The following is a 25,808-nucleotide window of genomic DNA, read 5'->3' on the forward strand; positions in this document are numbered from 1 at the left end:
AGTCGAGGTTCCGTGCCGTCGTGTCCCGGGTGGCTCCCGTGGGGGGAGCCGTAGGGCCGCGGCAACCTAGCTGCAAGCCCCCGCCCGCGCCAACCCCGTCCCGGCCGCCGGGCGCCCTGCCCCGTGCCGGGTCAGCCGCCGGCGCCGGTGATCCAGCGGACCACCCCCAGCTGCGACAGGTCGTTCCAGGTAGAGAACAGGAACAGCGCGGCCAGTACCGCGAGTCCCGCCCGCAGCCCATAGTCCAGAAAGCGCGGCGGCAGGGGCCGGCCGCGGATCGCCTCGGCCGCGTAGAACAGCAGGTGGCCGCCATCGAGCACGGGAATCGGGAACAGGTTGATCAGGCCGAGGTTGATCGACAGCACCGCCATAAAGGTGATCAGGCTGGCGATGCCGAGCTCCGCGACCTGCCCGGACAGCTGCGCGATGCGCAGCGGCCCGCCCAGCTCCTCCGTGCCGCGCTGGCCGGTGATCATCTGCCAGACCCCCGCCAGGGTCTGCCAGGAAATGTCGGCGGTGTGGGTCACGCCCGCCACCACCGCGGTGAAGGGGTCCACGCGCTCGAACACCGGCGCGCCGCCGGCGATGCCCAGCACGCCCACCGGCGGCGTGCCCTCGCCGCGGGCGCGGGAATCGGGGGTGATGGGCAGCGACAGCTCCCGGCCCTCGCGGCGCAGCTGCATCTGCACCGGCACGCCCGCGCGCGGCTGGATGTAGCGCTGCACTTCCTCGAAGCGGCCGATGGCCTGGCCGTCCAGCCCGGTGATCTGGTCGCCCGCCAGCACGCCGGCGCGCTCGGCCGCGCTGCCGGCCACCACGCTGCCCACCGTGGCCGTGGCCACCGGCCGACCGACGGCCACGAACAGCACGGCGAAGAACAGGATCGCCAGCAGGAAGTTGGCCGCCGGGCCGGCCGCCACCACGAGGGCGCGGTCCAGCACGGGCTTGTCATGGAAGGTCTGGCCGGGTTTCCAGGTGGCGCGGATCTCGGGGTCCACGTCGCCCGGCTGTTCCTGGCCGTGCAGCTTCACGTAGCCGCCCAGGGGCAGCCAGCCGATCTGCCACTTGGTGTCGCGCCGGTCCGTCCAGCGCGCCAGGGGCCGGCCGAAGCCGATGGCGAAGCGTTCCACATGCACGCCCCGCCAGCGGGCGGCGAGGTAATGCCCGGCCTCATGCACGAAAACGAGCACTCCCAGGACCACCAGAAAGGCGACCGGGGTGCGGAGCGAGGCCAGCAGGGCGTCCAAGAGAAGCTCCCGAGCGAGAGATGTTTCAGTTCAGGGCGAGGCGATCCGCGACCTGCCGGGCGACGTCCCGCGCTTCGCCGTCCAGGGCCAGCACGGCATCCAGATCATCCGCCGCGGGCGCACCCAGGGTGTCGAGGGTGGTTTCCACCACGCGGGCGATGTCCAGGAAGCCCAGGCGCCGGGCCAGGAAGCGCTCCACGGCCACTTCGTTCGCCGCATTGAGGATGGTGGGCGCCCCCCCGGCCGCGGACAAGGCTTCGCGCACCAGCCGTAACGCGGGGAAACGAACGGGGTCGGGGGGAAAGAAGTCGAGCCGGCCGAGCGCCGCGAGGTCCAGCCGGGCCACCGCGACCTCCATGCGCGCCGGCCAGGCCAGGGCATAGGCGATGGGCGTGCGCATGTCGGGGGTGCCGAGCTGCGCCAGCAGCGAGCCGTCGCTGTACTGCACCAGCCCGTGCACCGCCGATTGCGGGTGGACGAGGACGTCGATCCGATCCGGCGGCACGGGAAACAGCTGGGCCGCCTCGATGATCTCCAGCCCCTTGTTGAACATCGTGGCGCTGTCGACGCTGATCTTGGCGCCCATGCTCCAGACGGGGTGGCGCACCGCCTGCTCCGGCGTCGCCGCCGCCATCTCCTCCAGGCTGGCGTTGCGGAAGGGCCCGCCCGAGGCGGTCAGGATGATGCGTTCCGGCTGGCTGGGCTGGCGGGCGTCCAGGGCCTGGAAGATGGCGTTGTGCTCGGAATCCACCGGCAGCAGCGTGGCCCCCGAGGCCGCCGCGGCGCGCAGCACGATGGCGCCGGCGCAGACCAGGGATTCCTTGTTGGCCAGGGCCAGCGTGCCCCCATGCCCCAGCGCCGCCAGGGTGGGGCGCAGCCCGGCCGCGCCCACGATGGCCGCCATGGTCCAGTCCACCGGGCGGGACGCCGCTTCCTCCACCGCCCGCGCGCCGGCGGCGCAGCTGATGCCGGTTCCCGCCAGCGCCTCGCGCAGCGCGGGCAGCCCGGCCTCGTCGGCCAGCACCGCCGTGGCGGCGCCCAGCCGCCGGGCCTGTTCCGCCAGGGCCGCCACGTCGCGGCCGGCCACCAGCGCCTCCACGGCGAAGGTCCCGGGCGGGGCGGCATCCAGCAGGGCCAGGGTGCTGCGGCCCACCGAGCCGGTGCTGCCCAGGACGGAAACGCGTCGGGTCACTGCCACAAGGGAACTCCGTACCCCACCGCCGCCGCCAGCAGCGCCGCCGCGGGGGCCGCCGCGAGCAGCCCGTCCAACCGGTCCAGCAACCCGCCATGCCCGGGAATCAGGCTGGAGGTGTCCTTGACCTTGAAGTGTCGCTTGATGGCGCTTTCCAGCAGGTCGCCCGCCTGCGTCGCCACGGCCAGGATCGCGGCCAAGGCCGCCGCCCGCGCCAGCGAGCCCGGCGCCATCGCCGCCGCCATGCCCATCCCGCACAGCATCGCCAGCAGCAGGCCGCCGGCCGAGCCCGACCAGGTCTTGTTGGGCGAAACGCTGGGCCAGAGCAGCGGGCCGCCCAGGATGCGGCCGGCCATGTAGGCGCCGATGTCGCTGGCCCAGACGGCCGTGAGCAGGAAGAGCACGTTGGCCCGCCCGGCCGCGTTGTCGTGCCGCAGCTCGATCAGGCAAAGGCCGGCGACGCCGATATAGAGCACGCCCAGCGCCAGCAGCAGTGCGGGCTGCCGCGGCACGCCGGATCGCCAGCGGGCATAGCGCGCCCCGCCCCAGGCGAGCAGGAAGCCGATCAACAGCACCGTCCAGCTCCAGCCGGGACGTTCCACCACGGCCAGCGCCCCCGCCACGAACACGGTGACCGGCACGGCCGCCCCGGGCAGCGCGCGCGTCCGCATGCCGCAAAGGTGCACCCATTCCCAGGCCAGCACGCCGACACAGGCTGCCATCAGCAAGGTGAAGGGGTCGGAGCCCAGCCACACGCAGAGCAGCGCGGTGGGGCCGAGCACGAGGGCCGACAGGAAGCGCTTGCGCAGGTCGCGCCAGCGCTTCGCCTCCGGCTGCGTGGGGGCTGCGGCCGTCATCTAGCCCAGCCGGGCGCCGTAGCGGCGCTCGCGGCGGCTGAACTCCTCGATCGCGGTCACGAGGTGCGCCCCGGTGAAGTCGGGCCACAGCACGTCCAGGAACACCAGTTCGGCATAGGCGGACTGCCAGAGCAGGAAGTTGGACAGGCGCTGTTCCCCGGAGGTGCGGATCACCAGGTCGGGGTCGGGAATGCCCGAGGTGGCCAGGTGCTGCTCCAGCAGCGCCTCATCCACCTCGGCCGGGGAAACACGCCCTGCCGCCACAGCCTGGGCGATGGCCCGGGCGGCCGCGGCGATCTCCGCCCGCCCGCCATAGGACAGGGCGACGTTCAGGTTCAGCCGCGTGCCCGCAGCTGTGCGCGCCTCGGCCTGGTGGATGGCCTCCACGGTGTCCGGGCCGAAGCGGCCGCGGTCGCCGATGACCCGCAGCCGCACGCCGTCGCGCACCAGCTGCGACACCTCGTGCCGCAGGTAGTGGCCGAGCAGCCCGGTCAGCTCCCGCACCTCCGGCTCCGGCCGGCGCCAGTTTTCCGAGGAAAAGGCGAAAAGGGTCAGCCACCCCACGCCGGCCCGGGCCGCACCCTCGATGGCGCGGCGGGCGGCTTCCGCCCCGGCACGGTGGCCCATGGCCCGCGGCAGGCCGCGCGCCGTGGCCCAGCGGCCATTGCCGTCCATGATGATGCCGACATGCACGGGCACCACGGGTGCACCGGCGAAGACCTGTTCGGGAACCGCGCTCATCGGCGCCGGTCCACCCCCGCGCTGCCTGTCAGACGGACCGGATGTCCTTTTCCTTGTCGGTCAGGGCGGCGTCGATGTTCTTCACGTACTGGTCGGTCAGCTTCTGGATCTCGTCGGACCAGCGCTTGGCGTCGTCCTTGGAAATCTCGGACTTGGTTTCCCAGCCCTTCACCTGCTCCATCCCGTCGCGGCGCACGCCGCGGATCGCCACCTTGGCGGCTTCGGAATAGCGGGCGGCCTGCTTGGCGAGGTCGTTGCGCCGTTCCTGGGTCAGCGGCGGCAGGGGGACACGGATCACCTGGCCCTCGGCCTGCGGGTTGAGGCCGAGATTGGCGTCGCGGATCGCGACCTCCACCGCCTTGGTGACGCTCTTGTCCCAGACCTGCACGGACAGCAGCCCCGGCCCGGCCACGGACACGGTGGCGACCTGGCTCAGCGGCTGGTTGGACCCGTAGGCTTCCACCCGCACCGGCTCCAGCAGCGCCGGGCTGGCGCGGCCGGTGCGCAGGCCGGAGAATTCCTTCTTGAGGGTTTCCAGCGCCCCGTCCATGCGGCGGGTCAGATCCTTCTTGAGCGTGCCGAAATCGGGCGGGGCGGCGGCCATGGCGTTTCCCTCAGTGCTCCACGACCGTCGTGAAGCGACCTTCGCCCCTCATGACGGCAGTGAAGGCGTCCGGCTCGTGGATGTTGAAGACGATGATGGGCAGCTTGTTCTCGCGCGCCAGCGAGATCGCGGCGGCATCCATGACGCCGAGGTCGCGCGACAGCACGTCCAGGTAGGTCAGCGTCTCGTAGCGCTCGGCATTCGGGTTCTTGCGGGGATCGGCGGAATACACGCCGTCCACCTGCGTGCCCTTGAACAGCGCGTCGCAGCTCATCTCCGCCGCGCGCAGCGCCGCCGCCGTGTCGGTGGTGAAGAAGGGGTTGCCCGTGCCGGCGGCGAAGATCACCACCCGGCCCTTCTCCATGTGGCGGATCGCCCGCCGGCGGATGAAGGGCTCGCACAGGCTGGCCAGCGGGATCGCGCTCTGCACCCGCGTCACCACGCCGGCCTTTTCCAGGGCGCTCTGCATCGCCAGGGCGTTCATCACGGTGGCCAGCATGCCCATGCCGTCCGCCTGCACCCGGTCCATGCCGGACGCCGCGCCAGCGATGCCGCGGAAGATGTTGCCGCCGCCGATCACCATGCAGACTTCCAGGCCCAGTGCCACCGCGCCGCGCACGTCCTCGGCAATGGTGCGCAGCATGGCAGTGTCCAGGCCGTAGTCGCGCGTGCCCATCAGCGCCTCGCCGGACACCTTGAGCAGGACGCGCTTATAGGGTGGCCTGGACATCCGTGGGGCGTTTCCGATCAGGGAAGAAAACTAGTCGCGCGCCGCCGGCCCGGGCAAGAGCCTCCCGGAACCGGCGGCGAACCGTCAGGCCGAAGCGCGGGGCTTCAGCCCACGCCCGCGGCGGCCGCAACCTCGGCGGCGAAGTCGCCGGTCTGCTTCTCGATGCCCTCGCCGAGCTGGAAGCGGGCGAAGCCGCTCAGCTTGGCGCCGGCCTTTTCCGCGACCTTGCGCACGCGGGTCTCGCCGTCATGCACCCAGACCTGCTCCAGCAGCACCACTTCCTCGTAGTACTTGCGGATGCGGCCCTCGACCATCTTCTCGATGATGTTCTCGGGCTTGCCGGAGGCGCGGGCCTGCTCGCTCAGCACGGCCTTCTCGCGCTCCAGCGCGGCGGGATCCACGGCATCCACGTCCAGCGCCTCGGGGCGGGTGGCCGCCACGTGCATGCCGACCTGCCGGCCCAGGGTTTCCAGCGCGTCCACCTCGGACGCACCTTCCACCGCCACCAGCACGCCGATCTTGCCCAGGCCGGGCTTCACCGCGTTGTGGACGTAGGTGGCGACCGCGCCCTGCGACACGCTCAGCACCCTGGCGCGGCGGATCGACATGTTCTCGCCGATCGTGGCGATCAGGGCGGTCAGCTTGTCGGCCACCGTGCCCTCGCCGCCCGGATAGGCGGCCGCCTTGATGGCCTCCACGTCCTCGCCGGCGTCCAGCGCCAGCTTCGCCACCTGGGTGGCGAAGTCCTGGAACTGCTCGTTGCGGGCCACGAAGTCGGTCTCGGCGTTGACCTCCACCATGGCGGCGCGGTTCGCGGCGGAGGCCACCGCCACCAGCCCTTCGGCGGCGACGCGGCCGGACTTCTTGGCGGCGGCGGACAGGCCCTTCTTGCGGAGCCAGTCCACGGCGGCTTCCATGTCGCCGCCGCTCTCCACCAGGGCCTTCTTGCAGTCCATCATGCCCGCGCCGGTCTTCTCGCGCAGGTCACGGACCAGGGATGCCGTGATCTCGGCCATCGCTCTTCTCCGGTTCTCTCGGCGCTCAGACCTTGCCGGCCGAGCTGCCGTCGTCGCGATCGTTCTGCACCATCGCTTCGAGGGATTCATTGTCCAGCCCAGCGGAGTCGCTGGACTGCGCGGTCGGCAGGGAAGGCCCGGCCGACACGGAAGCGCCGCCCAGCGTGTCCGGCACGCTCTCGGCGAAGATGCCCACGCCGTCGGTGGAGGCCACGTCCGCGGGGGAGGCCGGCAGCGCGTCGTCGCCGTCCAGCGGCAGCACGTCGTCGCCCAGCTCTTCCTGCGCGCCCAGGTCCACGCCCGAGGCCTGCAGCTCGGCCGAGATGCCGTCGAACACCGCGCCGGCGACCATGTCGCAGTACAGGTTGATCGCGCGGATCGCGTCGTCGTTGCCGGGGATCGGGTAGGCCACGCCCTGCGGGTCGGCGTTGCTGTCGCACACCGCGACCACGGGGATGCCGAGCTTGTTGGCCTCCTCGATCGCCAGCTTCTCCTTGACCGTGTCGATTACGAAGATGATGTCCGGCAGGCCGCCCATCTCCTTGATGCCGCCCAGCGCGCGCTCGAGCTTCTCCTTCTCGCGCGTCAGCATCAGGACTTCCTTCTTGGTGAGGCCCTGGGTGTCGCCGACCAGCTGCACTTCCATCTGCTTCAGGCGCTTGATGGAACCGGTGATGGTCTTCCAGTTGGTCAGCATGCCGCCGAGCCAACGGTGGTTCACGTAGTACTGGCCGCAGCGGGTCGCGGCTTCCGCCACGTACTCGGCGGCGGCCTTCTTGGTGCCCACGAACAGCACGCGCCCGCCGGCCGCGACCACGTCGCGCACGGCGCGCAGGGCGCGGTCCATCATCGGCACGGTCTGCTGCAGGTCGAGGATGTGGACCTGGTTGCGGACGCCGAAGATGTAGGGCGCCATCCGCGGGTTCCAGCGGCGCGTGTGGTGACCGAAGTGGACGCCGGCCTCGAGCAGGCCGCGCAGGGAAACTTCCGGCATCGCCATGGGGCGAATCCTTTCCTTCCGAATGAAGTCCGGTTGAGCCTCCGCGGCGCTGAACCCCCGAAACCGGGGGACCGGACCCTTGCCGCTTATCTCGGAAGGGCGCGCCGCGTGCGGATTTGCCGCCGCCAGGGAGGGCCCCGGCGGCGACAGGGGGCAAATGGCATAGGAGGGGCGCCGATGCAAGGTCGGCGGGGGGCGCCGGAAGCCCCTTCCCCGCGCCCGGCGTGAACCCCGTCCGGCTGGTCAGGCCGCCTGGATGTCCTCGACGCCCGGCAGCATCCGCAGCGCCTGGGTCAGCCGGGGCGAGATGTTCCACAGGCCCGGCAGGGCGATCTCCAGCTCCCGCATGTCGTCCAGCCGGGGCACCAGCACCACCCGCGCCTTGCCGCGGCCTTCCCGGGCCAGGACCTGCGACACCGGCTCGATCGCCTGCTCCTCGCCGATAAAGACGCGGATGCCGGTGCCGACGGAAGCGGCCGCCTTGTCCAGGGACTCGCAGTCCCCGGCGGTCAGGCGCAGGGCGTCACCTTCCATCCGGGCTTCCGCGGTGAACACCACGGCGTTGCCTTCCTTGAACAGCTCCCGGCACTTGGACAGCACCTCGGAGAAGCAGGTGACCTCCGTGCTGCCCGAGGGGTCGGAGATGCGGACCCAGGCCATGCGGCTGCCGGTCTTGGTGGTGCGCTCCTTGGTGCCCACCACCGTGCCCGCCAGCTTGAGCCGCCCGGCACCGCGCCGCGCCGCCTCCGTCATGCGGGCGATGGGCGTCACGCGCAGCTTGCCCAAGGCCTCCTTGTAGGAATCCAGCGGGTGGGCCGAGAGGTGGAAGCCCACCGCCTCCGCTTCCTGCGACAGCTTCTCCAGCTGCGGCCAGTCCTGGGCGTCCGGCAGCCGTAGCGGCGCGGCCTCGGCCGGTTCCGCGCCGAACAGGCCGATCTGGTCGCTGTTGCGCTCCCCGGCGGAGGACTGGGCGCGCCGCAGCACCGCCTCCGCGCCCAGGAACAGCCGGGCGCGGTTGCGCTCCAGGGAGTCGAAGGCGCCGGCGCGGGCCAGGTTCTCCAGCTGCATCTTGTTCAGCAGCTTGGGGTCCACCCGCGCCGCGAACTCCGTCAGGCTGCGGAACGGCCCGCCCTGGTCCCGCGCCGCGACGAGGTCCTTCATCGCCCCCATGCCGACGCGCTTCACCGCGGCCAGGGCGAAGCGGATGGCCTTCTTCTCGCCCACCCGCTCCACGGTGAACTCCGCCTCGGACAGGTTCACGTCCGGGGGCAGCACCTTGATGCCGAGGCGCGAGGCCTCCTGCATGTGGTTGGCCAGCTTGTCGGTGTTTCCCAGGTCCAGCGACATGGAGGCGGCCAGGAACTCCTCCTGGTGGTTCGCCTTGAGCCAAGCGGTCTGGTAGGCGACCAGGGCGTAGGCCGCAGCGTGCGACTTGTTGAAGCCGTATTCCGCGAACTTCTCCATCAGGTCGAAGATCTCGCCGGCCTTGTTGTCCGGCACGCCGTTCTTCACCGCGCCGTCCACGAAGATCTTGCGCTGCGCCTCCATCTCGGCGCGGTTCTTCTTGCCCATGGCGCGGCGCAGCAGGTCGGCGCCGCCGAGCGAGTAGCCCGCCAGCTCCTGCGAGATCTGCATCACCTGTTCCTGGTAGACCAGGATGCCGTAGGTTTCCTCCACCAGCTTGCGCATCTTGGGGTGCGGCGCGTCCCACGCCTCGCCGTGCTTGCGGGCGCAGTAGGCGGGGATATTGGCCATCGGCCCCGGGCGGTACAGCGACACCGCCGCGATCAGGTCCTCGAACCGGTCGGGGCGCATCAGGCGCAGGACGTCGCGCATGCCCTGCGATTCGAACTGGAACACGCTGGCCGCGTCGCCCCGCGCCAGCATCTCGTAGGTCTTCGCGTCATCCAGCGGGATGCGCGCGAGGTCCACGGTGACGCCTTCCTTGGCCAGCAGCTGCACCGCGCGTTGCAGCACCGTCAGCGTCTTCAGGCCCAGGAAGTCGAACTTCACCAGCGAGGCGCTCTCGACGTACTTCATCGAGTACTGCGTCACGAGGTCCGGCGAGCGCGGGTCGCGGTACAGCGGCACGATGTCGATCAGCGGCTTGCGCCCGATCACCACGCCGGCGGCGTGGGTGGACGCGTTGCGGAACAGCCCTTCCAGCTCCAGCGCCGTGTCCATCAGGCGGGACACGTTCTCGTCCGCCTTGCGCATCTCCTGCAGGCGCGGCTCGCCGTCCAGCGCCTGCTGCAGCGACACCGGCTTAGCGGGGTTGAAGGGGATCAGCTCGGCGATGCGGTTCACCTGGCCGTAGGGCATGCCCATCACGCGGCCGACGTCGCGCACCACCGCCTTGGCCTGCAATCGGCCGAAGGTGATGATCTGGCCGACCCGGTCCTCGCCGTACTCGCGGCGGACGTACTGGATCACCTCGTCGCGGCGGTCCTGGCAGAAGTCGATGTCGAAGTCCGGCATCGACACCCGCTCGGGGTTCAGGAAGCGCTCGAACAGCAGGCCGAACTGCAGCGGGTCGAGGTCGGTGATCTGCAGCGCCCAGGCCGCCACGGAACCGGCGCCCGAACCGCGCCCGGGACCGACGGGGATGTCCTGCGACTTCGCCCATTGGATGAAGTCCGCCACGATCAGGAAGTAGCCGGCGAAGCCCATCTTCTCGATCACGTCGAGCTCGAAGGCGAGGCGGTCGCGGTACACCGCGCGGTCTTCCGTGCCCTGGGCGTCGAGCCGCGCTTCCAGCCCGCGCCGGGCCATGTCGCGCACCGTTTCGGCCTCGGTCATGCCAGGCTGCACCTTGGGACAGATCGGCAGCTCGGGCTTGCGGGTTTCCGCCATCACCGCGCAGCGGCGGGCGATGGCCAGGGTGTTGTCGCAGGCTTCCGGCAGGTCGGCGAAGAGCTTGCGCATCGCCTCGGCCGACTTGAACCAGTGTTCCGGGGTGCAACGCGGCCGGTCCGGCTCGGCCAGGGTGCGGCCATTGGCGATGCAGAGCAGCGCGTCGTGCGCCTCGTGCATGCGGGCCTCGGCGAAATGGACGTCGTTGGCCGCCACGATCGGCACCCCGACCGCATCCGCCAGGGCCAGCAGCCCGGGTTCCGAAAGGCGGTCGCGGTCGGCGCCGTGCCGCGTCAGCTCCACCGCCAGCCGGTCGCCGAAGGCCTCGTGCAGCGCCCGCAGCAGTTGCTCGGCGGGCTCGCGCCGGCCTTCCAACAGCAGCCGCGCCAGCGGGCCCTTGGTGCCGCCGGTCAGCAGGGTGAGCCCGCCGTTCAGCTCGCGTAGCTGGTCCAGCGTCACGCAGGGGCGGCCGGAGGGGTCCTCGCCCATCCAGGCCAGCGAAGACAGCCGCTGGAGGTTGCCCAGCCCCGCCGCGTCCATCGCCAGCGCCACCACCGGGTCGGGCTGGATGCGCGTCGGGTCGGGACGGTCCTCGGACGGGCCGCGGGCCAGCCAGAGCTGGCAGCCCATGATGGGCTGCACGCCTTCCTTGGTGGCGTACTGGGCGAATTCCAGCGCGCCGAACATGTTGGCCGTGTCGGTGAGGGCCACGGCGGGCATGCCGTGCTTCTTGGCCAGGGCGGGCAGCTTGTCCGCCTTGATCGCCCCCTCGGCCAGGGAATAAGCGGAATGGACGTGCAGGTGGATGAAGTCGCCGCGCATGGGAGGGATATAGCATCCGCCGGCCGATTCGGGCGGGCCGTCATGGCCGCCCCGCGCCGGCCGGGACCCGCGCTCAGCCTTCCACCAGCACCCCGTCGCGCAGCGTCACCACCCGGTCCATCCGCGCCGCGAGCTCGGGGTTATGGGTGGCGATCAGCGCCGCCAGCCCCCTGCCCCGCACGGCGTCCAGCAGCTCCGCGAAGACCCGGTCCGAGGTCGCCACGTCCAGGTTGCCGGTGGGCTCGTCGGCCAGCAGGATGCGCGGGGCATTGGCCAGGGCGCGGGCGATGGCCACGCGCTGCTGCTCGCCGCCCGAGAGCCGCCCGGGGCGATGCGCTTCCCGCCCCGTCAGCCCGAAGCTGGCCAGCAGGGTCCGGGCGCGCTCCGTTGCCGTGCGCCGGTCCACGCCCGCCGCCATCTGCGGCAGGGCGATGTTCTCTTCGGCGGTGAACTCCGGCAGCAGGTGGTGGAACTGGTACACGAAGCCGATCGTGCCGCGGCGCAGCGCCGTCCGCGCGGCGTCGTCCAGCGACCCCGCGGCCTGGCCGGCGATGAACACCTCGCCGCCGTCCGGCCGTTCCAGCAGCCCGGCGAGGTGCAGCAGAGTAGACTTGCCGGTGCCGGACGGCGCCACCAGCGCCACGATCTCCCCTGCGCGCAGCGACAGCTCCACGCCGCGCAGCACCGGCAGCTCCCCGGCCTCGGTGCGGAAGCGCCGCTCCACGGCGGCGAGGCGCAGCGGGATGGCGGCGTCACTCATTGCGCAGCGCCACCACGGGGTCCGTGCGCGCCGCGCGCCAGGACGGGTACAGCGTGGCCAGCAGCGACAGGCCCAGCCCCATCAGCACCACCTGCGCCACCTCGTGCGGGTTCACCACCGCGGGCAGCTTGGTCAGGAAGTAGACCTCCGGGCTGAACAGCTCCGTGCCGGACAGCCTTTGCAGCAGCTGCCGGATGTTCTCGATATAGGCGCAGAACACCACCCCGAGCAGGAAGCCGATCAGCGTGCCGGCGACGCCGACGCTGGCGCCGCAGAGCAGGAAGATCCGCATGATGGCGCCGCGCGTGGCGCCCACGGTGCGCAGCACCGCGATGTCCCGCCCCTTGTCCTTCACCAGCATGATCAGCGAGGACACGATGTTGAAGGCGGCCACCACGATGATCAGCGTCAGGATCAGGAACATGACGTTGCGTTCCACCTGCACCGCGTTGAAGAACGACGAGTTGGCGCTCTGCCAGTCCAGGATGCGGACGCGCGTGGGTTCCAGCGCCCGGTAGATGTCGCGCGCCACCGCCGCCACCCGGTCGGGGTCGCGCACGAAGACCTCCACCTGCGACACGGCGTCGCGCATCTGGAAGTATATCTGCGCGGCCTCCAGCGGCATGAAGACGTAGGAACTGTCGTACTCGTTCATGCCCGCCTCGAAGAGGGCGACCACCTCGTAGGACCGCAGCCGCGGCACGGTGCCCACCACGGTGGCGCGGCCCTGCGGCGACACCAGCGTGATGCGGTCGCCCACCGCCAGCCCGAGCTTCTGCGCCAGCCGCGAGCCGACCACGATGGTGTCCTGCCCGCCGAAGCGCTCCAGGCTGCCGCCGCGCAGGTTGTCGGCGATGATGTGCCGGTTCCGCAGGTCCTCCGGCCGGATGCCGCGCGCCAGTCCGCCCGAGGCACCGCCGGCTTCCGAGGTGAACAGCACCTGCCCTTCCACGATGGGCGTGGCCACTACCACCCCCGGCACGCCGCGGATCTTGGCCGCGATCTCGTCGAAGTTCGGCAGCGGGCCGCTCGCCGCGGACAGCACCCCCATGTGGCCGTTCAGCCCGAGGATGCGGCCCAGCAGCTCCTGCCGGAAGCCGTTCATCACGCTCATCACGATGATCAGCGTCGCCACGCCCAGCGCGATGCCGACCAGCGAGAAGATGGCGATCACCGACACGAAGCGCTCGCCCTTGCGGGCGCGCAGGTAGCGGAAGGCGACGGCGCGCTCGAACCCGCCGAACATCAGCCGCGCAGCTTCGCGAGGGCGTCGTCCAGCGAGAGCTCCTGCCGCTCGCCGGTGGCGCGGCGCTTCAGCTCCACCCGCCCCGCGGCTGCCCCGCGCGGCCCGATCACCGCCTGCCAGGGATAGCCCAGCAGGTCGGCATCGGCGAACTTGGCCCCGGCGCGCTCGCCGCGGTCGTCGTACACGGCGTCGTCCGGCAGCGCGGCGTAGAGCTGCTCGCACAGCGCGTCGCAGGCGGCATCGCCGGGCTTGAGGTTGAGGATCGCCAGCTTGAACGGCGCGATGGCGTCCGGCCACTTGATGCCGGCCTCGTCGTGGTTGGCCTCGATGGCCGCGGCCACCAGCCGCGACACGCCGATGCCGTAGGAGCCCATCTCCGGCGTCACCGGGCTGCCGTCCGGTCCCGCGACCTGGAAGCCCATGGAGGCCGAGTACTTGGTGCCGAAGTAGAAGATGTGCCCGACCTCGATCCCCCGCGCCGCGACGCGGTCGGCCTCGGGCACCGCGTTCCAGGCGGCCTCATCGTGCAGCTCCTCCGTCGCGGCGTAGCGGCGGGTCCAGAACTCCACCTGCGGCGTCAGGTCGCCGGCGTAGTCCGGGCTTTCCGCCAGCGGATCGAAGTCCAGCAGCTCGCGATGCAGGTAGACCTGGCTCTCGCCGGTTTCGGCCAGGATGATGAACTCGTGGCTGAGGTCGCCGCCGATCGGGCCGGTATCCGCCCGCATCGGGATGGCCTTCAGCCCCATCCGCGCGAAGGTGCGCAGGTAGGCCACGAACATCTGCCGGTAGGAATGCCGCGCCGCCTCGGGCGAAAGGTCGAAGGAATAGCCGTCCTTCATCAGGAACTCGCGGCCGCGCATCACGCCGAAGCGCGGCCGCACCTCGTCGCGGAACTTCCACTGGATGTGGAACAGGTTGCGCGGTAGGTCCCGGTAGGACTTGGCGAAGGAGGAGAAGAGGTCGGTGACCATCTCCTCGTTGGTCGGGCCGAACAGCATCTCGCGGTCGTGCCGGTCGCGCAGCCGCAGCATCTCCTTGCCGTAGTCGTCGTAGCGGCCGGAACGCTGCCATAGCTCCGCCGGCTGGATCGTCGGCATCAGGATCTCCTGGGCTCCCGCCCGGCCCTGCTCCTCGCGCACGATGTTCTCGATCTTGCGCAGCACGCGCAGGCCCAGCGGCAGCCAGGCGTAGATGCCGGCGCTGGTCTGCCGCACCATCCCGGCGCGCAGCATAAGCCGGTGGGAGGCGATCTGCGCCTCGGCGGGCGTTTCCTTCAGCGTGGGCAGGAAGGCGCGGGACAGGCGCAAGCGAGCAGTCTCCCAGGATATGTGCGGCAGGGCTTCGGAGCGGCGCAACCTAGGAGGCTCGCACGGCTGGGGGAAGCGGCCCGGCGACGCCGCGGCGTCACGCAATAAAATAACTCGGTTCGCCGCTTTATCAGAAGAAGCTGAAGATTTCCTGCGCTGGGCCGCAGCAAATCTCTTGCGCCGAGGCAACGAGGACGCTAACAAAGAAATGGGCCGTACCCATGCAGGGTACGGCCCGAGTTTAGGGAGGAAACGCCAGTCACACGGCAGGAAGAGGACCAGCCCTCTTCCTGGATGTGAATGTGACGGCACACGGTCCGGCTCACAACGCGAAAACGCAGATTAGAAGCCGCAAAAAGCGGCAGCCGGACCGGAATTTCCTAACTCCTGTGCAGGCCTGGTGAAAAACTGGACCCTATGCCTATTAATCGGGCATTGCCAGCCAGCCGGAGCGGAAGGACAGCCAGTCGCTCTGCACCAGCAGGTAAATGCCGAACCAGAGCACCACCGACACCACCGTCGTCACGGCCGCCTTGCACAGCAGCCGCGGCTGCTTCGGCGGCCCCTGCCAGCCGCCCGCGAGGTCCTGGCCCGTGGCCGGCTGCACGCCGATCGGCAGCACGGCGAAGAGCACGGTCCACCAGACCAGGAAAAACACGACGAAGCCGGTGAACCAGCCCATGGTTCAGACCCTCAGCAGGTGAACATCCACCATCGGACGCTTGCGCAGCCGCCGTCCCAGGGCGCGCCGCAGCGCCGTCCGCGCCGCCTCGCGCAGCGGATCGTCGTCCCGCCGCAGGTTGCTGGGCAGGTCGCCCACGGCCCGAGCCAGCTCGGAGGCGATCTGCCCGGGCTCCGCGTCCAGGTGCTCGAACAGGCCCGGGGCGGACACCATCGGCTCCCCCACCACGCGCCCATCCCCGTCCACCGCCAGCGAGGCGACCACCACGCCGTTGAACAGCATGCGCCGCCGTGCCGCGAGGACGCCGCCTTCCAGCGGCAGCAGCCTGTCGCCATCCACCGCCAGGCGGCCGGTCGGCACGGATTCCACCACCGAGGGCCGATTGCCGGACAGGCGCAGCACGTCGCCATCCTCGATCAGGATCGGCTCGGCCCCGGCCTCGCGCGCCAGGGACGCATGCTGCTCCAGGTGACGCCATTCGCCATGCACCGGCACGGAGAAGCGCGGCCGGACCAGCGCGTAGAGCTTGCGCAGTTCGTCCCGTGCGGGGTGGCCGGACACGTGCACCGGACGCTCATCCGCGGTCACCACGCGGCAGCCGGCGCGGCGTAGCTGGTCCTGCACCCGGCTGATCGCCCGCTCATTCCCGGGGATCTGCCGGGAGGAATAGATGACGGTGTCGCCCTCCCCCAGCGAGATCTGCGGATGCGTGTCGGCGGCGATCTTGGACAGGGCGGAACGGGGCTCGCCCTGGCTGCCGGTGCACACGATCACCAACGCGTCGTCGGGCAGGAAGCCGGCCTCCTCCTCCGTCAGGAAGGGCGGCACGTCCTTGAGGTAGCCCGCTTCCCGCGCCGCGGCATCGGCGTTGCGCAGCGAGCGGCCGAACAGCGCCACTTGCCGGTCATTGGCCATCGCCGCTTGCGAAATGGCGTAGAGCCGCGCCACGTTGGTGGCGAAGCAGGTGACGGCGATGCGGCCCTTCAGCTCGCCGAACAGCTCCGTCAGCGCGTCGAGCACCTCGGCCTCGCTGCCGGAATGGCCGTCCACCAGGGCGTTGGTGCTGTCGCAGACCATGGCCAGCACGCCCTCGCGGCCCAGCGCCTCGAAGGCCGCCTCGTCCGTGGGCTGGCCCAGCAGCGGGGTGGGGTCGAGCTTCCAGTCGCCGGTGTGCAGCACCGTCCCGAAGGGCGTCCGCAGCACCAGGGCCTGGGATTCCGGCACCGAGTGCGTCACCCGCAGGAACTGCAGCCCGAAGGGACCCAGCTCGAAGGCGCCGCCCAACGACACGGTGTGCAGCCGCACCTGCTGCAGCAGCCCGGCCTCGCCGAGCTTGCGCCGCAGCACGGCCGAAGCGAAGGGACTGGCATAAATCGGGCAGCGCAGCTGCGGCCACAGGTGCGCCACAGCGCCCAGATGGTCCTCGTGCGCGTGGGTGATCACCAGGGCGAGCAGCTGGTCCTTGCGCTCGGCCAGCCAGGTGGCGTCGGGCACCATAACCTCGGCCTCGGGGCTGTCGGAACCGCCGAAACCGATGCCGCAGTCGACGGCGAGCAGGTCCTCGCCGCAACGGTACACATTCAGGTTGAGGCCGATCTCCCCGGTCCCGCCGAGCGGGATCAGGGCGAGGTCTCCGGAAGTAGCGGGCATGTTTTCTCGATCGTTCGTTGTCGTTCTCAGTCCGGATCCGGCTTGAGCGTGTCAGGGAGGGTCGTGCGGTGAAAGATGGGCGTCGGGTTGCGATCCGCCAACAGCCGCAACCCATCCAGGGTGATGTCGGGGTCGGTATGATCGATGACCATGGTGCCCTCAGTGAACAAGGGCGCCAGGCCACCGGTGGCGATCACTTTGAGGGGACTTCCGTGCTCGGCCCGGATCCGGGCCACCAGCCCCTCGATCAGGCCGACATAGCCCCAGAAGATGCCGGACTGCATGGCGGGCACGGTGTCGCGCCCGATCACCGCCTGCGGCCGGCCGATGCCGATCCGCGGCAGCCGGGCCGCCGCCTTGTGCAGCGCCTCGATCGATAGGCTTACCCCCGGGGCGATCACCCCACCGAGGTAGGCGCCGTCGCCATCCACCACGTCGAAGGTGGTGGCCGTGCCGAAGTCGATCACCACCAGCGGACCGCGGTAGCGCTGGTGCGCCGCCAGGGCGTTCAGCAGCCGGTCGGCCCCGACTTCCATCGGCCGGTCGACCTTGATCTGGTACCCCCAGTCCAAGCCCGACCGAGCCACCAGGGGCTCGCAGTCGAACCATTCCCGCGCCAGGCGGCGCAGGTTGTACAGCGCCGCCGGCACCACCGTGCCGATGGCGCAGCGCGTGATCGCGGCGGGCGATAGGCCGACATGCTGAAACAGCGCCAGCAGCCACACGCCGTACTCGTCGCTGGTGCGGTCGGCCCGCGTCGCGATGCGCCAGCGGCCGCGCCATTCCTGCCCGTCGTGCACGGCGAAGACGACGTTGGTGTTGCCCGCATCCACAGCCAGCAGCATCGCGCGCGCGCTCCGTCCTATCCCAGGATCTCGCCGGCCAGCACGGCGTGCACGCGGCCGCCGCTGGCCAGCAGCAGGCCGCCATCCTCCGACAGGCCCTCGAAGCGCCCGCCCAGCGGCAGCTGCCCCGTACCCGGCTGCGGACGCAGGGTCAGGAGCGTGCCCCGTTCCGGCCCGCGCTCCAGCCAGGCGGCGCGAATGGCGGCGAAGCCGTCCAGCAGCTGCACCCGCCGCCAGCGGCCGAGGGCATCCAGCAGCCGTTCCGCGACCAGTTCCACCGGAGGCGCGGCGATCCCGGCCGCCGCGAGATGCGCGGTGGCGCGGCTGGCGACCGCCGGGGCATGGGTCAGGTTGGCGCCGCAGCCGATCACCAGCCAGCCCTCCTCGCCCTGCGTCCCGGCGTCCAGCAGGATGCCGGCGCATTTCGCGCCGTCCAGCAGCACGTCGTTGGGCCATTTCAGGCGCAGGCGCGGACGCTCCGCGTCCGGCAGGAAGGCCCGCAGCGCGTCCACCAGCGCCACGCCGGCCAGCAGCGACCATTGCGGCAGCAGCCGCAGCGGCGTGCGCGGCCGCAGCAGCACGGAAAGGTGCAGGTTGCCGCTCTCGGATTCCCAGTTCCGGCCCTGGCGGCCGCGCCCGGCGGTTTGCCGCTTCGCCAGCACCGCCAGCCCTTCCGGCTCCCCCGCCGCCGCGAGGGTCAGCAGGAGGTCGGAGGTGCTGGGCAGGCTCTCATGGACCCGCAGGCGCCAAGGATCGGACGTCCCGGACGCCGCGCCGGTCATCCGACCAGGGCCGCCACGGCGGACTGCACCGCCGCCAGCACCGGCGCGGGAAACACGAAGAACAGCACGTTCAGCAGCCCCGAGGCCGCCAGCAGCACCGACACCCCCGCCGGCCGGGCATCCATGCTGCCCTGCGAGGCGTCGAAGTACATCACCTTGACGATGCGCAGGTAGTAGTAGGCCGAGACCACCGAGGTCAGCACGCCCACCACCGCCAGGGTCCAGAAGCCGCCCTGCACCGCGGCCAGGAAGACGTAGAGCTTGCCGAAGAAGCCGGCCAGCGGCGGGATGCCCGCCATGGAGAACATGAAGATCGCCATGGCCAGCGCCATCCCCGGATCGGTCCGTCCGAGGCCGGCGAGGTCGTCCACGCCCTCCACCGAGCGGCCACCGCGCCGCATCGACACCAGCACGGCGAAGACGCCGATGTTCATCACCAGGTAGATGGCGAGGTAGAGCAGCAGCCCGCGCACCCCGGTCTCGGACCCCACGGCGAGGCCCATCAGCGCGTAGCCGACATGGCCGATGGAGGAATAGGCCATCAGCCGCTTGATGTTGCGCTGCCCGATTGCCGCCAGGGAGCCCAGCACCATCGAGGCGATGGAGGCCACCACGATCACCTGCCCCCACTGCGCCGCGAGATCGGCGAAGGGGCCGGCCGCCACCCGCGTCAGCAGCGCCACCGCCGCCACCTTGGGCGCCGAGGCGAAGAAGGCCGTCACCGGGGTCGGCGCGCCCTCGTAAACGTCGGGCGTCCACATGTGGAAGGGCACGGCGGAAATCTTGAAGCACAGGGCGGCGATCACGAAGACCAGCCCCACCACCACGCCGGCGGAAGGCCCGGCCGGATCGGCCAGCGCCTCGGCGATGCGGTCGAAGTTGGTGGAGCCGGAGAAGCCGTAGATCAGGCTCGACCCGTAGAGCAGCATGCCCGAGGCCAGGGCACCCAGCACGAAGTACTTCAGCCCGGCCTCGGCCGAGCGGGCGTTGTCGCGATCGAAGGCGGCCACGACGTAGAGCGACAGCGAGAGCAGCTCCAGGCCCAGGTACAGCGTCATCAGGTCGTTGGCCGCCAGCATCACCAGCATGCCCAGCGTCGCCGTCATCACCAGCAGCGGGAACTCGAAGCGGGCGATGCCCTCCTTGGCGTTCCAGTCCAGGGCCAGCAGCAGCCCGGCCGCGGCGCCCAGCAGCACCAGCACCTTGGTGAAGCGGCTGAAGGCGTCGGACACGTACTGGCCGCCGAAGGCATTGCCGTTGGCCTGCCCCAACACCAGCACGGTGGTGACCAGCAGCGCCCCCATGGCGCCCATGGTAATGGCGAAGCTGGTGTCGCGCTTGGGCAGCACCCCGATCACCAGCAGCGCCAGCACCGAGAGCGCCAGCACCAGTTCCGGCAGGGCGAGGATCCAGTTCATAGCGCGCTCACATCCCGGCCAGGCGAGGAATGGCGAGCGCCGCCTCATGCCGCTGCACGAGGGCGGCCACGCTCGCCTGGAAGAACTGCAGGAAGGAGGACGGGTAGATGCCCATCCACAGGGTCAGCAGGATCAGCGGCGCGAAGGTCGCGTATTCCCGCGGGCTGAGGTCCAGCAGCGCCCGCAGGTCGTCCCGCGTCATGCGGCTGAACACCACGCGCCGGTACAGGTACAGCATGTAGGCGGCGCCCAGGATCATCCCCGTCGCGGCGCCCAGCGCCACCCAGGGGCTGGATCGCCAGGCGCCCGTCAGCACCAGGAACTCGCCGGGAAAGCCCGCCGTGCCCGGCAGCGCCACGGAGCCCATGGTGAACAGCATGAACACCAGCGCGTAGGCCGGCATGATCTTCACCACGCCGCCGTAGCGCGCGATCTCGCGCGTGTGGACGCGGTCGTACAGCACGCCGACGCAGAGGAAGAGCGCCCCCGACACCACGCCGTGGCTGACCATCTGGAAAAGCGCGCCGGACACGCCCTGCTGGTTGAAGGTGAACAGCCCCAGGGTGACGATGCCCATATGCGCCACGGAGGAGTAGGCGATCAGCTTCTTCATGTCCTCCTGCGCGAAGGCCACGAGGCTGGTGTAGATCACCGCCACCACCGACAGGGTGAAGATGAAGGGCGCGAAGTACTGCGAGGCTTCCGGCAGCAGTGGGATGCTCAGCCGGATGAAGCCGTAGGCCCCCATCTTCAGCAGCACGCCGGCCAGGATCACCGAACCCGCGGTCGGCGCTTCCACGTGGGCGTCCGGCAGCCAAGTGTGCACCGGCCACATCGGCACCTTCACCGCGAAGGCGGCGAAGAAGGCCAGGAACATCCACATCTGCGTCTGACGCGGGATGGTCAGCTGCATCAGCGCGGGGATGTCGGCGGAGCCGGCGCGGAACCACAGCGCCAGGATCGCCAGTAGCATCAGCACGGAGCCGAGCAGCGTGTAGAGGAACAGCTTGAACGCCGCGTAGACCCGGCGCTGCCCGCCCCAGACGCCGATGATCAGGAACATCGGGATCAGCACGCCTTCGAAGAAGACGTAGAACAGCACGATGTCCATGGCGCAGAACATGCCGACCATCATGGTCTCGAGCAGCAGGAAGGCGACCATGTATTCCCGCACGCGGTTCTGCACGCTCTCCCACGAGGCCAGGATGCAGATCGGGGTCAGCAGGGTGGAAAGCAGCACGAACAGCACGGAGATGCCGTCGACGCCCATGTGGTAGCCGACGCCGAAGTCCGGTAGCCAGTCCAGCCGCTCCTCGAACTGGAAGCCCGGATTGGCCAGGTCGAAGCGGAACCACAGGATCAGCGACAGCGCCAGCACGATCAGGCTGGTCCACAGCGCCGCCCAGCGGGCGTTGGAGGCCACGGTGGCCTCGTCGCCGCGGACCATCAGGATCACCGCGGCTCCCACCAGCGGCAGGAAGGTCAGCAGCGAGAGCAGCGGGAAGCCGGCCGCGTTCATCGCAGCACTCCCACGAGGAAGATGGACACGAAGAGGACGAGCCCCGCGATCATGATAAAGGCGTAGTTGGCCACCCGGCCGGTCTGGATCCGCACCGCCCCGCGCGACGCGCCGAGCGTCAGCTCCGCGGCGCCGTTGGGCAGGCCGTCGATGATCTGCGCGTCGCCGACCTTCCACAGCCCGCGCGCGATGCGCTGCATCGGGCGGACGAAGATCAGGTCGTACAGCTCGTCGAAGTACCACTTGCGCAGCACGAAGTTGTAGACCGCCGGGATGGCGGCCGCGATGCGCGCCGGAATGGCCGGGAAGAACATGTAGAACAGGTAGGCCATCGCGATGCCGGCCACGCCCAGCACCGACGGTGCCAGCGGCACCCATTCCGGCACCTCGTGCATGGTGTGCATGATGTGGTTGTGCTCGGCGTTCACGATCGAGCCGTTCCAGAACTCCTGCCAATGGTGCCCCACGAACAGCTCGTAGAAGGCGCCGCCCGTGAAGATCGCGCCCAGCGCCAGCACGATCAGCGGGATCAGCATCACCGGCGGGCTCTCGTGCACGTGGTCCATCACGTGCTGCTCCGCCCGCGGCTTGCCGTGGAAGGTCAGGATCATCAGGCGCCAGGAATAGAAGGCCGTCAGGAAAGCGGCGATCAGCCCCAGCACGAAGGCGTAGGTGCCCACCGCGCTGTGCGAAGCGAAGGCGGCCTCCAGGATCGCGTCCTTGGAATAGTAACCGGCGAAGAAGGGGATGCCCGCCAGCGCCAGGTTGCCGATCCACATCACCGCATAGGTCACGGGGATCTTGGTCCAGATCCCGCCCATGCGGCGGATGTCCTGCTCGTCCGACATGGCGTGGATCACCGAGCCGGCGCCCAGGAATAGCAGCGCCTTGAAGAAGGCGTGGGTGAAGAGGTGGAACACCGCCACCTGGTAGGCCCCGACCCCGGCCGCGAAGAACATGTAGCCGAGCTGCGAGCAGGTGGAGAAGGCGATGATCCGCTTGATGTCGGTCTGGGTGCAGCCCACCGTCGCCGCGAAGAAGGCGGTGGAGGCGCCGACCACCGTCACCACGGACAGGGCGAAGGGCGCGTATTCCATCAGCGGCGACATGCGCGCCATCAGGAACACGCCGGCGGTGACCATGGTGGCCGCGTGGATCAGGGCGGAGACCGGGGTCGGCCCCTCCATCGCGTCCGGCAGCCAGGTGTGCAGGCCCAGCTGCGCCGACTTGCCGCAGGCACCCAGGAACAGCAGCACGCCGATCACCTCCAGCACCGGCAGGCCGAAGATGGTCTGGGCGCGGGCTTCCTCGATGGAAGAGAAGATCTCGTCGAAGCCCAGCGCGCCGAAGGTCCAGAAGGTCAGCGCCATGCCCATCATGAAGAACAGGTCGCCGACCCGGTTCACGATGAAGGCCTTCATGGCGGCGCGGTTGGCGCTCTCGCGCTCGTAGTAGTAGCCGATCAGCAGGTAGCTCGCGAGGCCGACGCCCTCCCAGCCGAAGAACAGCTGCACGAGGTTGTCCGCCGTCACCAGCATCAGCATGGCGAAGGTGAACAGCGACAGGTAGGCGAAGAAGCGCGGCCGGCTGGGATCGTGCGCCATGTAGCCTGCGCTGTAGAGGTGGATCAGCGTGGAGATCAGCGTGATCATCCCCACCATCACGGCGGCCAGCGTGTCGTAGCGCAGCGCCCATTCCACGTGCAGGGCGCCGACCTCCATCCAGTCGGCGATCAGCACGGTGGTGGGCTGGGCGTGCAGCGCCGCCTGCCAGAAGGCGGACAGCCCGCAGGCCGCGGCCAGGGCCATGCACAGGATGCTCGCCCACTGCGCGGCCCGGTCGCCGATCCAGCGGCCCAGGAAACCCGCGATGCTGGCGCCCAGCAGCGGGAAGAAGACGGCGCCGACGAACATGCCCCTAGCCCTTCAGGGTGGAGACATCCTCCACCTCGATGCTGCCGCGATTGCGGAAGTAGATGACGAGCACCGCCAAGCCGATCGCGGCCTCGGCGGCCGCGACGGTCAGGATGAACATGGCGAAGACCTGCCCGGTGAGGTCGCCCAGCGCCGAGGAGAAGGCCACCAGGTTGATGTTCACCGAGAGCAGGATCAGCTCCACCGACATCAGGATGACGATGACGTTCTTGCGGTTCAGGAAGATGCCGAACACGCCCAGCACGAAGAGGATGGCTCCCACCGTCAGGTAGTGGCCCAGGCCCACGGTCAGCATCAGTGGTGCCCCCCGCCGCCATGCTCGTGCTCGACCTGCTTCGGCTTCTCCGCTTCCAGCGATAGCGGCCGCAGGATGCCGATCTGGCCCAGGCCAACGCCGGTCGGGATGGACTGCATGGCGACCTTCTCGGCCCGGGCGATCTGGTTGGCGATGTTCTGCCGCCGCGGGTTATGCCGGTCCCGGTGGGTCAGCACGATCGCACCCATCATCGCCACCAGCAGCACCATGCCCGCCGCCTGGAACAGGAAGACGTAGTCCGTGTAGATCAGCTGCCCCAGCGCCCGGGTGTTGGACACGCCTTCCGGCGCCACGTTCAGCCGCAGCCCGGCCGCGTCGGTGCTGAACTCCCAGGCGCCCAGCACCAGCAGCAGTTCCAGGAACAGGATACCGCCCACCACGGCGCCGATCGGGGCGTAGCGCTGGAAGCCCTGGCGCAGCTGGGAAAAGTCCACGTCCAGCATCATCACCACGAACAGGAACAGCACCGCCACTGCGCCCACGTAGACGATCACCAGGATCATCGCCAGGAACTCGGCCCCCGCGATCAGGAACAGCGCCGCGGCGTTGAAGAAGGCCAGGATCAGGAACAGCACGCTGTGGACGGGGTTCCGGCTGGTCACCACCATCACCGCCGAGGCGATCAGCACCGCGGCGAAGGCGTAGAAGGCGAGGGCTGCGATCATCGCACCATCAGGTCCATCTGTGTGGACCCGGACGCATGGGCGCCCGGGTCCAGGTTCAACGGTAGGGCGCGTCGATCCGCAGGCGCTCGGCCAGGAGCGGTTCCCAGCGGTCGCCATTCGCGAGCAGCTTCTCCTTGTTGTAGATCAGCTCCTCCCGGGTCTCGACGGTGAACTCCAGGTTCGGACCCTCGACGATGGCGTCCACCGGGCAGGCTTCCTCGCACAGCCCGCAGTAGATGCACTTCGTCATGTCGATGTCATAGCGCGTGGTGCGGCGCGAGGCGTCCTCGCGCGGCTCCGACTCGATAGTGATGGCCAGGGCCGGGCAGACCGCCTCGCACAGCTTGCAGGCGATGCACCGCTCCTCGCCGTTGGGGTAACGGCGAAGTGCATGCTCGCCCTTGAAGCGCACCGAGAGCGGCTGCCGTTCATACGGGTAGTTCAGGGTGTACTTGCGGCCGAAGAAAGCCTTCAGCGTCAGCCCCAGCCCCTGCACGATCTCCGTGAGCAGGAAGGAGCGCGCCAGCCTGTCGAGCGTTGCCATGTGTACCTATGCCTTTCCGGCACGGGCGGGATACCGCCCCACCCGCGCCACGTCCATACGCGCCCTCACGCGGGCAGCCATCCGAAAACCTTCAGCGCGGCGGCGGTCAGCACCAGCCAGACCAGGCTGAACGGCAGGAACACCTTCCACCCCAGCCGCATCAGCTGGTCGTAGCGGTAGCGGGGGAAGGTCGCGCGCACCCACACGAACACGAAGAGGCAGAGCAGGATCTTGGCGATGAACCAGAGCGGCCCGGGGATCCAGTTCAGCGGCGCCACGTCCATCGGCGGGTACCAGCCACCCAGGAACAGGATGGTGGTCAGCGAGGACATGAGGATCATGTTCGCGTACTCGCCGAGGAAGAACAGCCCGAAGCTCATGGAGCTGTATTCGACGAAGAAGCCCGCCACCAGCTCGCTCTCGCCTTCCGGCAGGTCGAAGGGCGCCCGGTTCGTCTCGGCCAGGGCCGAGATGAAGAAGATGATGAACATCGGGAAGAGCGGGATCGCGAACCACAGGTGCCGCTGCGCCCGCACGATCTCGCTGAGGTTCAGCGAGCCCACGCACATCAGCACCGTGACGATCACGAAGCCGATCGAAACCTCGTAGGACACCATCTGCGCCGCCGAGCGCAGCGCGCCCAGGAAGGCATATTTCGAGTTCGACGCCCAGCCGGCGATGATGATGCCGTATACGCCCAGCGAGGAGATCGCGAACAGGTAGAGCACCCCGACATTGATGTCGGCGATCGCCCAGCCCTCGTTCACCGGGATCACCGCCCAGGCGATCATCGCCAGGATGAAGGTGATCATCGGCGCCAGGATGAACAGCACCCGCGACGAACCCGCCGGGATGATGGTCTCCTTCATCAGCATCTTCAGCGCATCGGCGAAGGGCTGCATCAGGCCGAAAGGGCCCACCACGTTGGGCCCCTTACGGCGCTGCATCGCCGCCATGACCTTGCGCTCGCCGTAGGTCAGGTAGGCCACGGCCACCAGCAGCGGCACCAGCAGCGCCAGGGTCTGCGCCACGGTGACGGACAGGAAGCCGAGCGGGGTCGCGAGAAAGCTTTCCATCG

The 25,808-nt window shown here is 69.9% G+C and carries 22 protein-coding genes and 1 pseudogene; all 23 read right to left on the reverse strand.

Annotation, left to right across the window (positions count from 1 at the left end):
• Nucleotides 1-131: 131 nt before the first annotated feature.
• On the reverse strand, nt 132-1,247 hold the full coding sequence (gene rseP, locus ACLIBK_RS01710; RefSeq protein ID WP_415385469.1) for an RIP metalloprotease RseP: 1,116 nt from the start codon (nt 1,245-1,247) through the stop codon (nt 132-134).
• Between the two features lie 25 nt (nt 1,248-1,272).
• Nucleotides 1,273-2,439, reverse strand: a complete 1,167-nt coding sequence (gene dxr, locus ACLIBK_RS01715; RefSeq protein WP_415385470.1) for a 1-deoxy-D-xylulose-5-phosphate reductoisomerase — start codon at nt 2,437-2,439, stop codon at nt 1,273-1,275.
• Nucleotides 2,436-3,296, reverse strand: a complete 861-nt coding sequence (locus ACLIBK_RS01720; RefSeq protein ID WP_415385471.1) for a phosphatidate cytidylyltransferase — start codon at nt 3,294-3,296, stop codon at nt 2,436-2,438. Before ACLIBK_RS01720 ends, dxr begins: the two co-directional genes overlap by 4 nt.
• Nucleotides 3,297-4,037: a polyprenyl diphosphate synthase gene (uppS, locus tag ACLIBK_RS01725; protein ID WP_415385472.1), complete on the reverse strand. Its 741-nt coding sequence runs from the start codon at nt 4,035-4,037 to the stop codon at nt 3,297-3,299.
• Nucleotides 4,038-4,065: 28 nt separating this feature from the next.
• Nucleotides 4,066-4,641 (reverse strand): ribosome recycling factor, encoded by a 576-nt coding sequence (gene frr, locus ACLIBK_RS01730; RefSeq protein WP_415385473.1) that lies wholly within the window; start codon nt 4,639-4,641, stop codon nt 4,066-4,068.
• A 10-nt stretch (nt 4,642-4,651) separates the two neighbouring features.
• Complete coding sequence (pyrH, locus tag ACLIBK_RS01735; RefSeq protein WP_415385474.1) at nt 4,652-5,371, reverse strand: UMP kinase; 720 nt, start codon at nt 5,369-5,371, stop codon at nt 4,652-4,654.
• Nucleotides 5,372-5,475: 104 nt separating this feature from the next.
• On the reverse strand, nt 5,476-6,387 hold the full coding sequence (gene tsf / locus ACLIBK_RS01740; protein WP_415385475.1) for a translation elongation factor Ts: 912 nt from the start codon (nt 6,385-6,387) through the stop codon (nt 5,476-5,478).
• A gap of 253 nt (nt 6,388-6,640) precedes the next feature.
• Nucleotides 6,641-7,387 (reverse strand): annotated as a pseudogene (gene rpsB / locus ACLIBK_RS01745) (30S ribosomal protein S2); the annotation flags it as partial.
• Nucleotides 7,388-7,630: 243 nt separating this feature from the next.
• Nucleotides 7,631-11,062 (reverse strand): DNA polymerase III subunit alpha, encoded by a 3,432-nt coding sequence (gene dnaE, locus ACLIBK_RS01750; protein ID WP_415385476.1) that lies wholly within the window; start codon nt 11,060-11,062, stop codon nt 7,631-7,633.
• Nucleotides 11,063-11,135: 73 nt separating this feature from the next.
• The gene (locus ACLIBK_RS01755; protein ID WP_415385477.1) at nt 11,136-11,822 is read right to left on the reverse strand and encodes an ABC transporter ATP-binding protein; all 687 of its coding nucleotides are present in this window, start codon (nt 11,820-11,822) and stop codon (nt 11,136-11,138) included.
• Nucleotides 11,815-13,068, reverse strand: a complete 1,254-nt coding sequence (locus ACLIBK_RS01760; RefSeq protein ID WP_415385478.1) for a lipoprotein-releasing ABC transporter permease subunit — start codon at nt 13,066-13,068, stop codon at nt 11,815-11,817. Before ACLIBK_RS01760 ends, ACLIBK_RS01755 begins: the two co-directional genes overlap by 8 nt.
• Complete coding sequence (proS, locus tag ACLIBK_RS01765; protein ID WP_415385479.1) at nt 13,068-14,375, reverse strand: proline--tRNA ligase; 1,308 nt, start codon at nt 14,373-14,375, stop codon at nt 13,068-13,070. The genes ACLIBK_RS01760 and proS overlap by 1 nt, the downstream gene beginning before the upstream one ends.
• Before the next feature lie 424 nt (nt 14,376-14,799).
• Nucleotides 14,800-15,057, reverse strand: coding sequence for a DUF1467 family protein (locus tag ACLIBK_RS01770; RefSeq protein ID WP_415385480.1), 258 nt, complete (start codon nt 15,055-15,057; stop codon nt 14,800-14,802).
• A gap of 3 nt (nt 15,058-15,060) precedes the next feature.
• A complete protein-coding gene (locus ACLIBK_RS01775; RefSeq protein ID WP_415385481.1) occupies nt 15,061-16,707 on the reverse strand; it encodes a ribonuclease J in 1,647 nt (548 codons plus the stop codon).
• A gap of 26 nt (nt 16,708-16,733) precedes the next feature.
• Nucleotides 16,734-17,552 carry a type III pantothenate kinase gene (locus tag ACLIBK_RS01780; protein ID WP_415385482.1) on the reverse strand — a complete coding sequence of 273 codons (819 nt, stop codon included), beginning with the start codon at nt 17,550-17,552 and terminating at the stop codon, nt 16,734-16,736.
• 17 nt (nt 17,553-17,569) lie between these two features.
• Nucleotides 17,570-18,334 carry a biotin--[acetyl-CoA-carboxylase] ligase gene (locus ACLIBK_RS01785; RefSeq protein ID WP_415385483.1) on the reverse strand — a complete coding sequence of 255 codons (765 nt, stop codon included), beginning with the start codon at nt 18,332-18,334 and terminating at the stop codon, nt 17,570-17,572.
• Nucleotides 18,331-19,752 carry an NADH-quinone oxidoreductase subunit NuoN gene (nuoN, locus tag ACLIBK_RS01790; RefSeq protein WP_415385484.1) on the reverse strand — a complete coding sequence of 474 codons (1,422 nt, stop codon included), beginning with the start codon at nt 19,750-19,752 and terminating at the stop codon, nt 18,331-18,333. The genes ACLIBK_RS01785 and nuoN overlap by 4 nt, the downstream gene beginning before the upstream one ends.
• Before the next feature lie 7 nt (nt 19,753-19,759).
• Nucleotides 19,760-21,271: an NADH-quinone oxidoreductase subunit M gene (locus tag ACLIBK_RS01795; RefSeq protein ID WP_415385485.1), complete on the reverse strand. Its 1,512-nt coding sequence runs from the start codon at nt 21,269-21,271 to the stop codon at nt 19,760-19,762.
• Nucleotides 21,268-23,184, reverse strand: coding sequence for an NADH-quinone oxidoreductase subunit L (nuoL, locus tag ACLIBK_RS01800; protein ID WP_415385486.1), 1,917 nt, complete (start codon nt 23,182-23,184; stop codon nt 21,268-21,270). The genes ACLIBK_RS01795 and nuoL overlap by 4 nt, the downstream gene beginning before the upstream one ends.
• A gap of 4 nt (nt 23,185-23,188) precedes the next feature.
• A complete protein-coding gene (nuoK, locus tag ACLIBK_RS01805) occupies nt 23,189-23,500 on the reverse strand; it encodes an NADH-quinone oxidoreductase subunit NuoK (RefSeq protein WP_415385487.1) in 312 nt (103 codons plus the stop codon).
• On the reverse strand, nt 23,500-24,186 hold the full coding sequence (locus tag ACLIBK_RS01810) for an NADH-quinone oxidoreductase subunit J (RefSeq protein ID WP_415385488.1): 687 nt from the start codon (nt 24,184-24,186) through the stop codon (nt 23,500-23,502). Before ACLIBK_RS01810 ends, nuoK begins: the two co-directional genes overlap by 1 nt.
• A 55-nt stretch (nt 24,187-24,241) precedes the next feature.
• Entirely contained in the window at nt 24,242-24,730 is a 489-nt protein-coding gene (gene nuoI / locus ACLIBK_RS01815) for an NADH-quinone oxidoreductase subunit NuoI (RefSeq protein WP_415385489.1), read from the reverse strand.
• 65 nt (nt 24,731-24,795) lie between these two features.
• Nucleotides 24,796-25,806, reverse strand: a complete 1,011-nt coding sequence (nuoH, locus tag ACLIBK_RS01820) for an NADH-quinone oxidoreductase subunit NuoH (RefSeq protein WP_415385490.1) — start codon at nt 25,804-25,806, stop codon at nt 24,796-24,798.
• Between the last annotated feature and the right edge of the window lie 2 nt (nt 25,807-25,808).

It is taken from the genome of Roseomonas sp. BN140053 (assembly GCF_047690175.1).
In the GTDB taxonomy this organism is placed as follows: domain Bacteria; phylum Pseudomonadota; class Alphaproteobacteria; order Acetobacterales; family Acetobacteraceae; genus Roseomonas.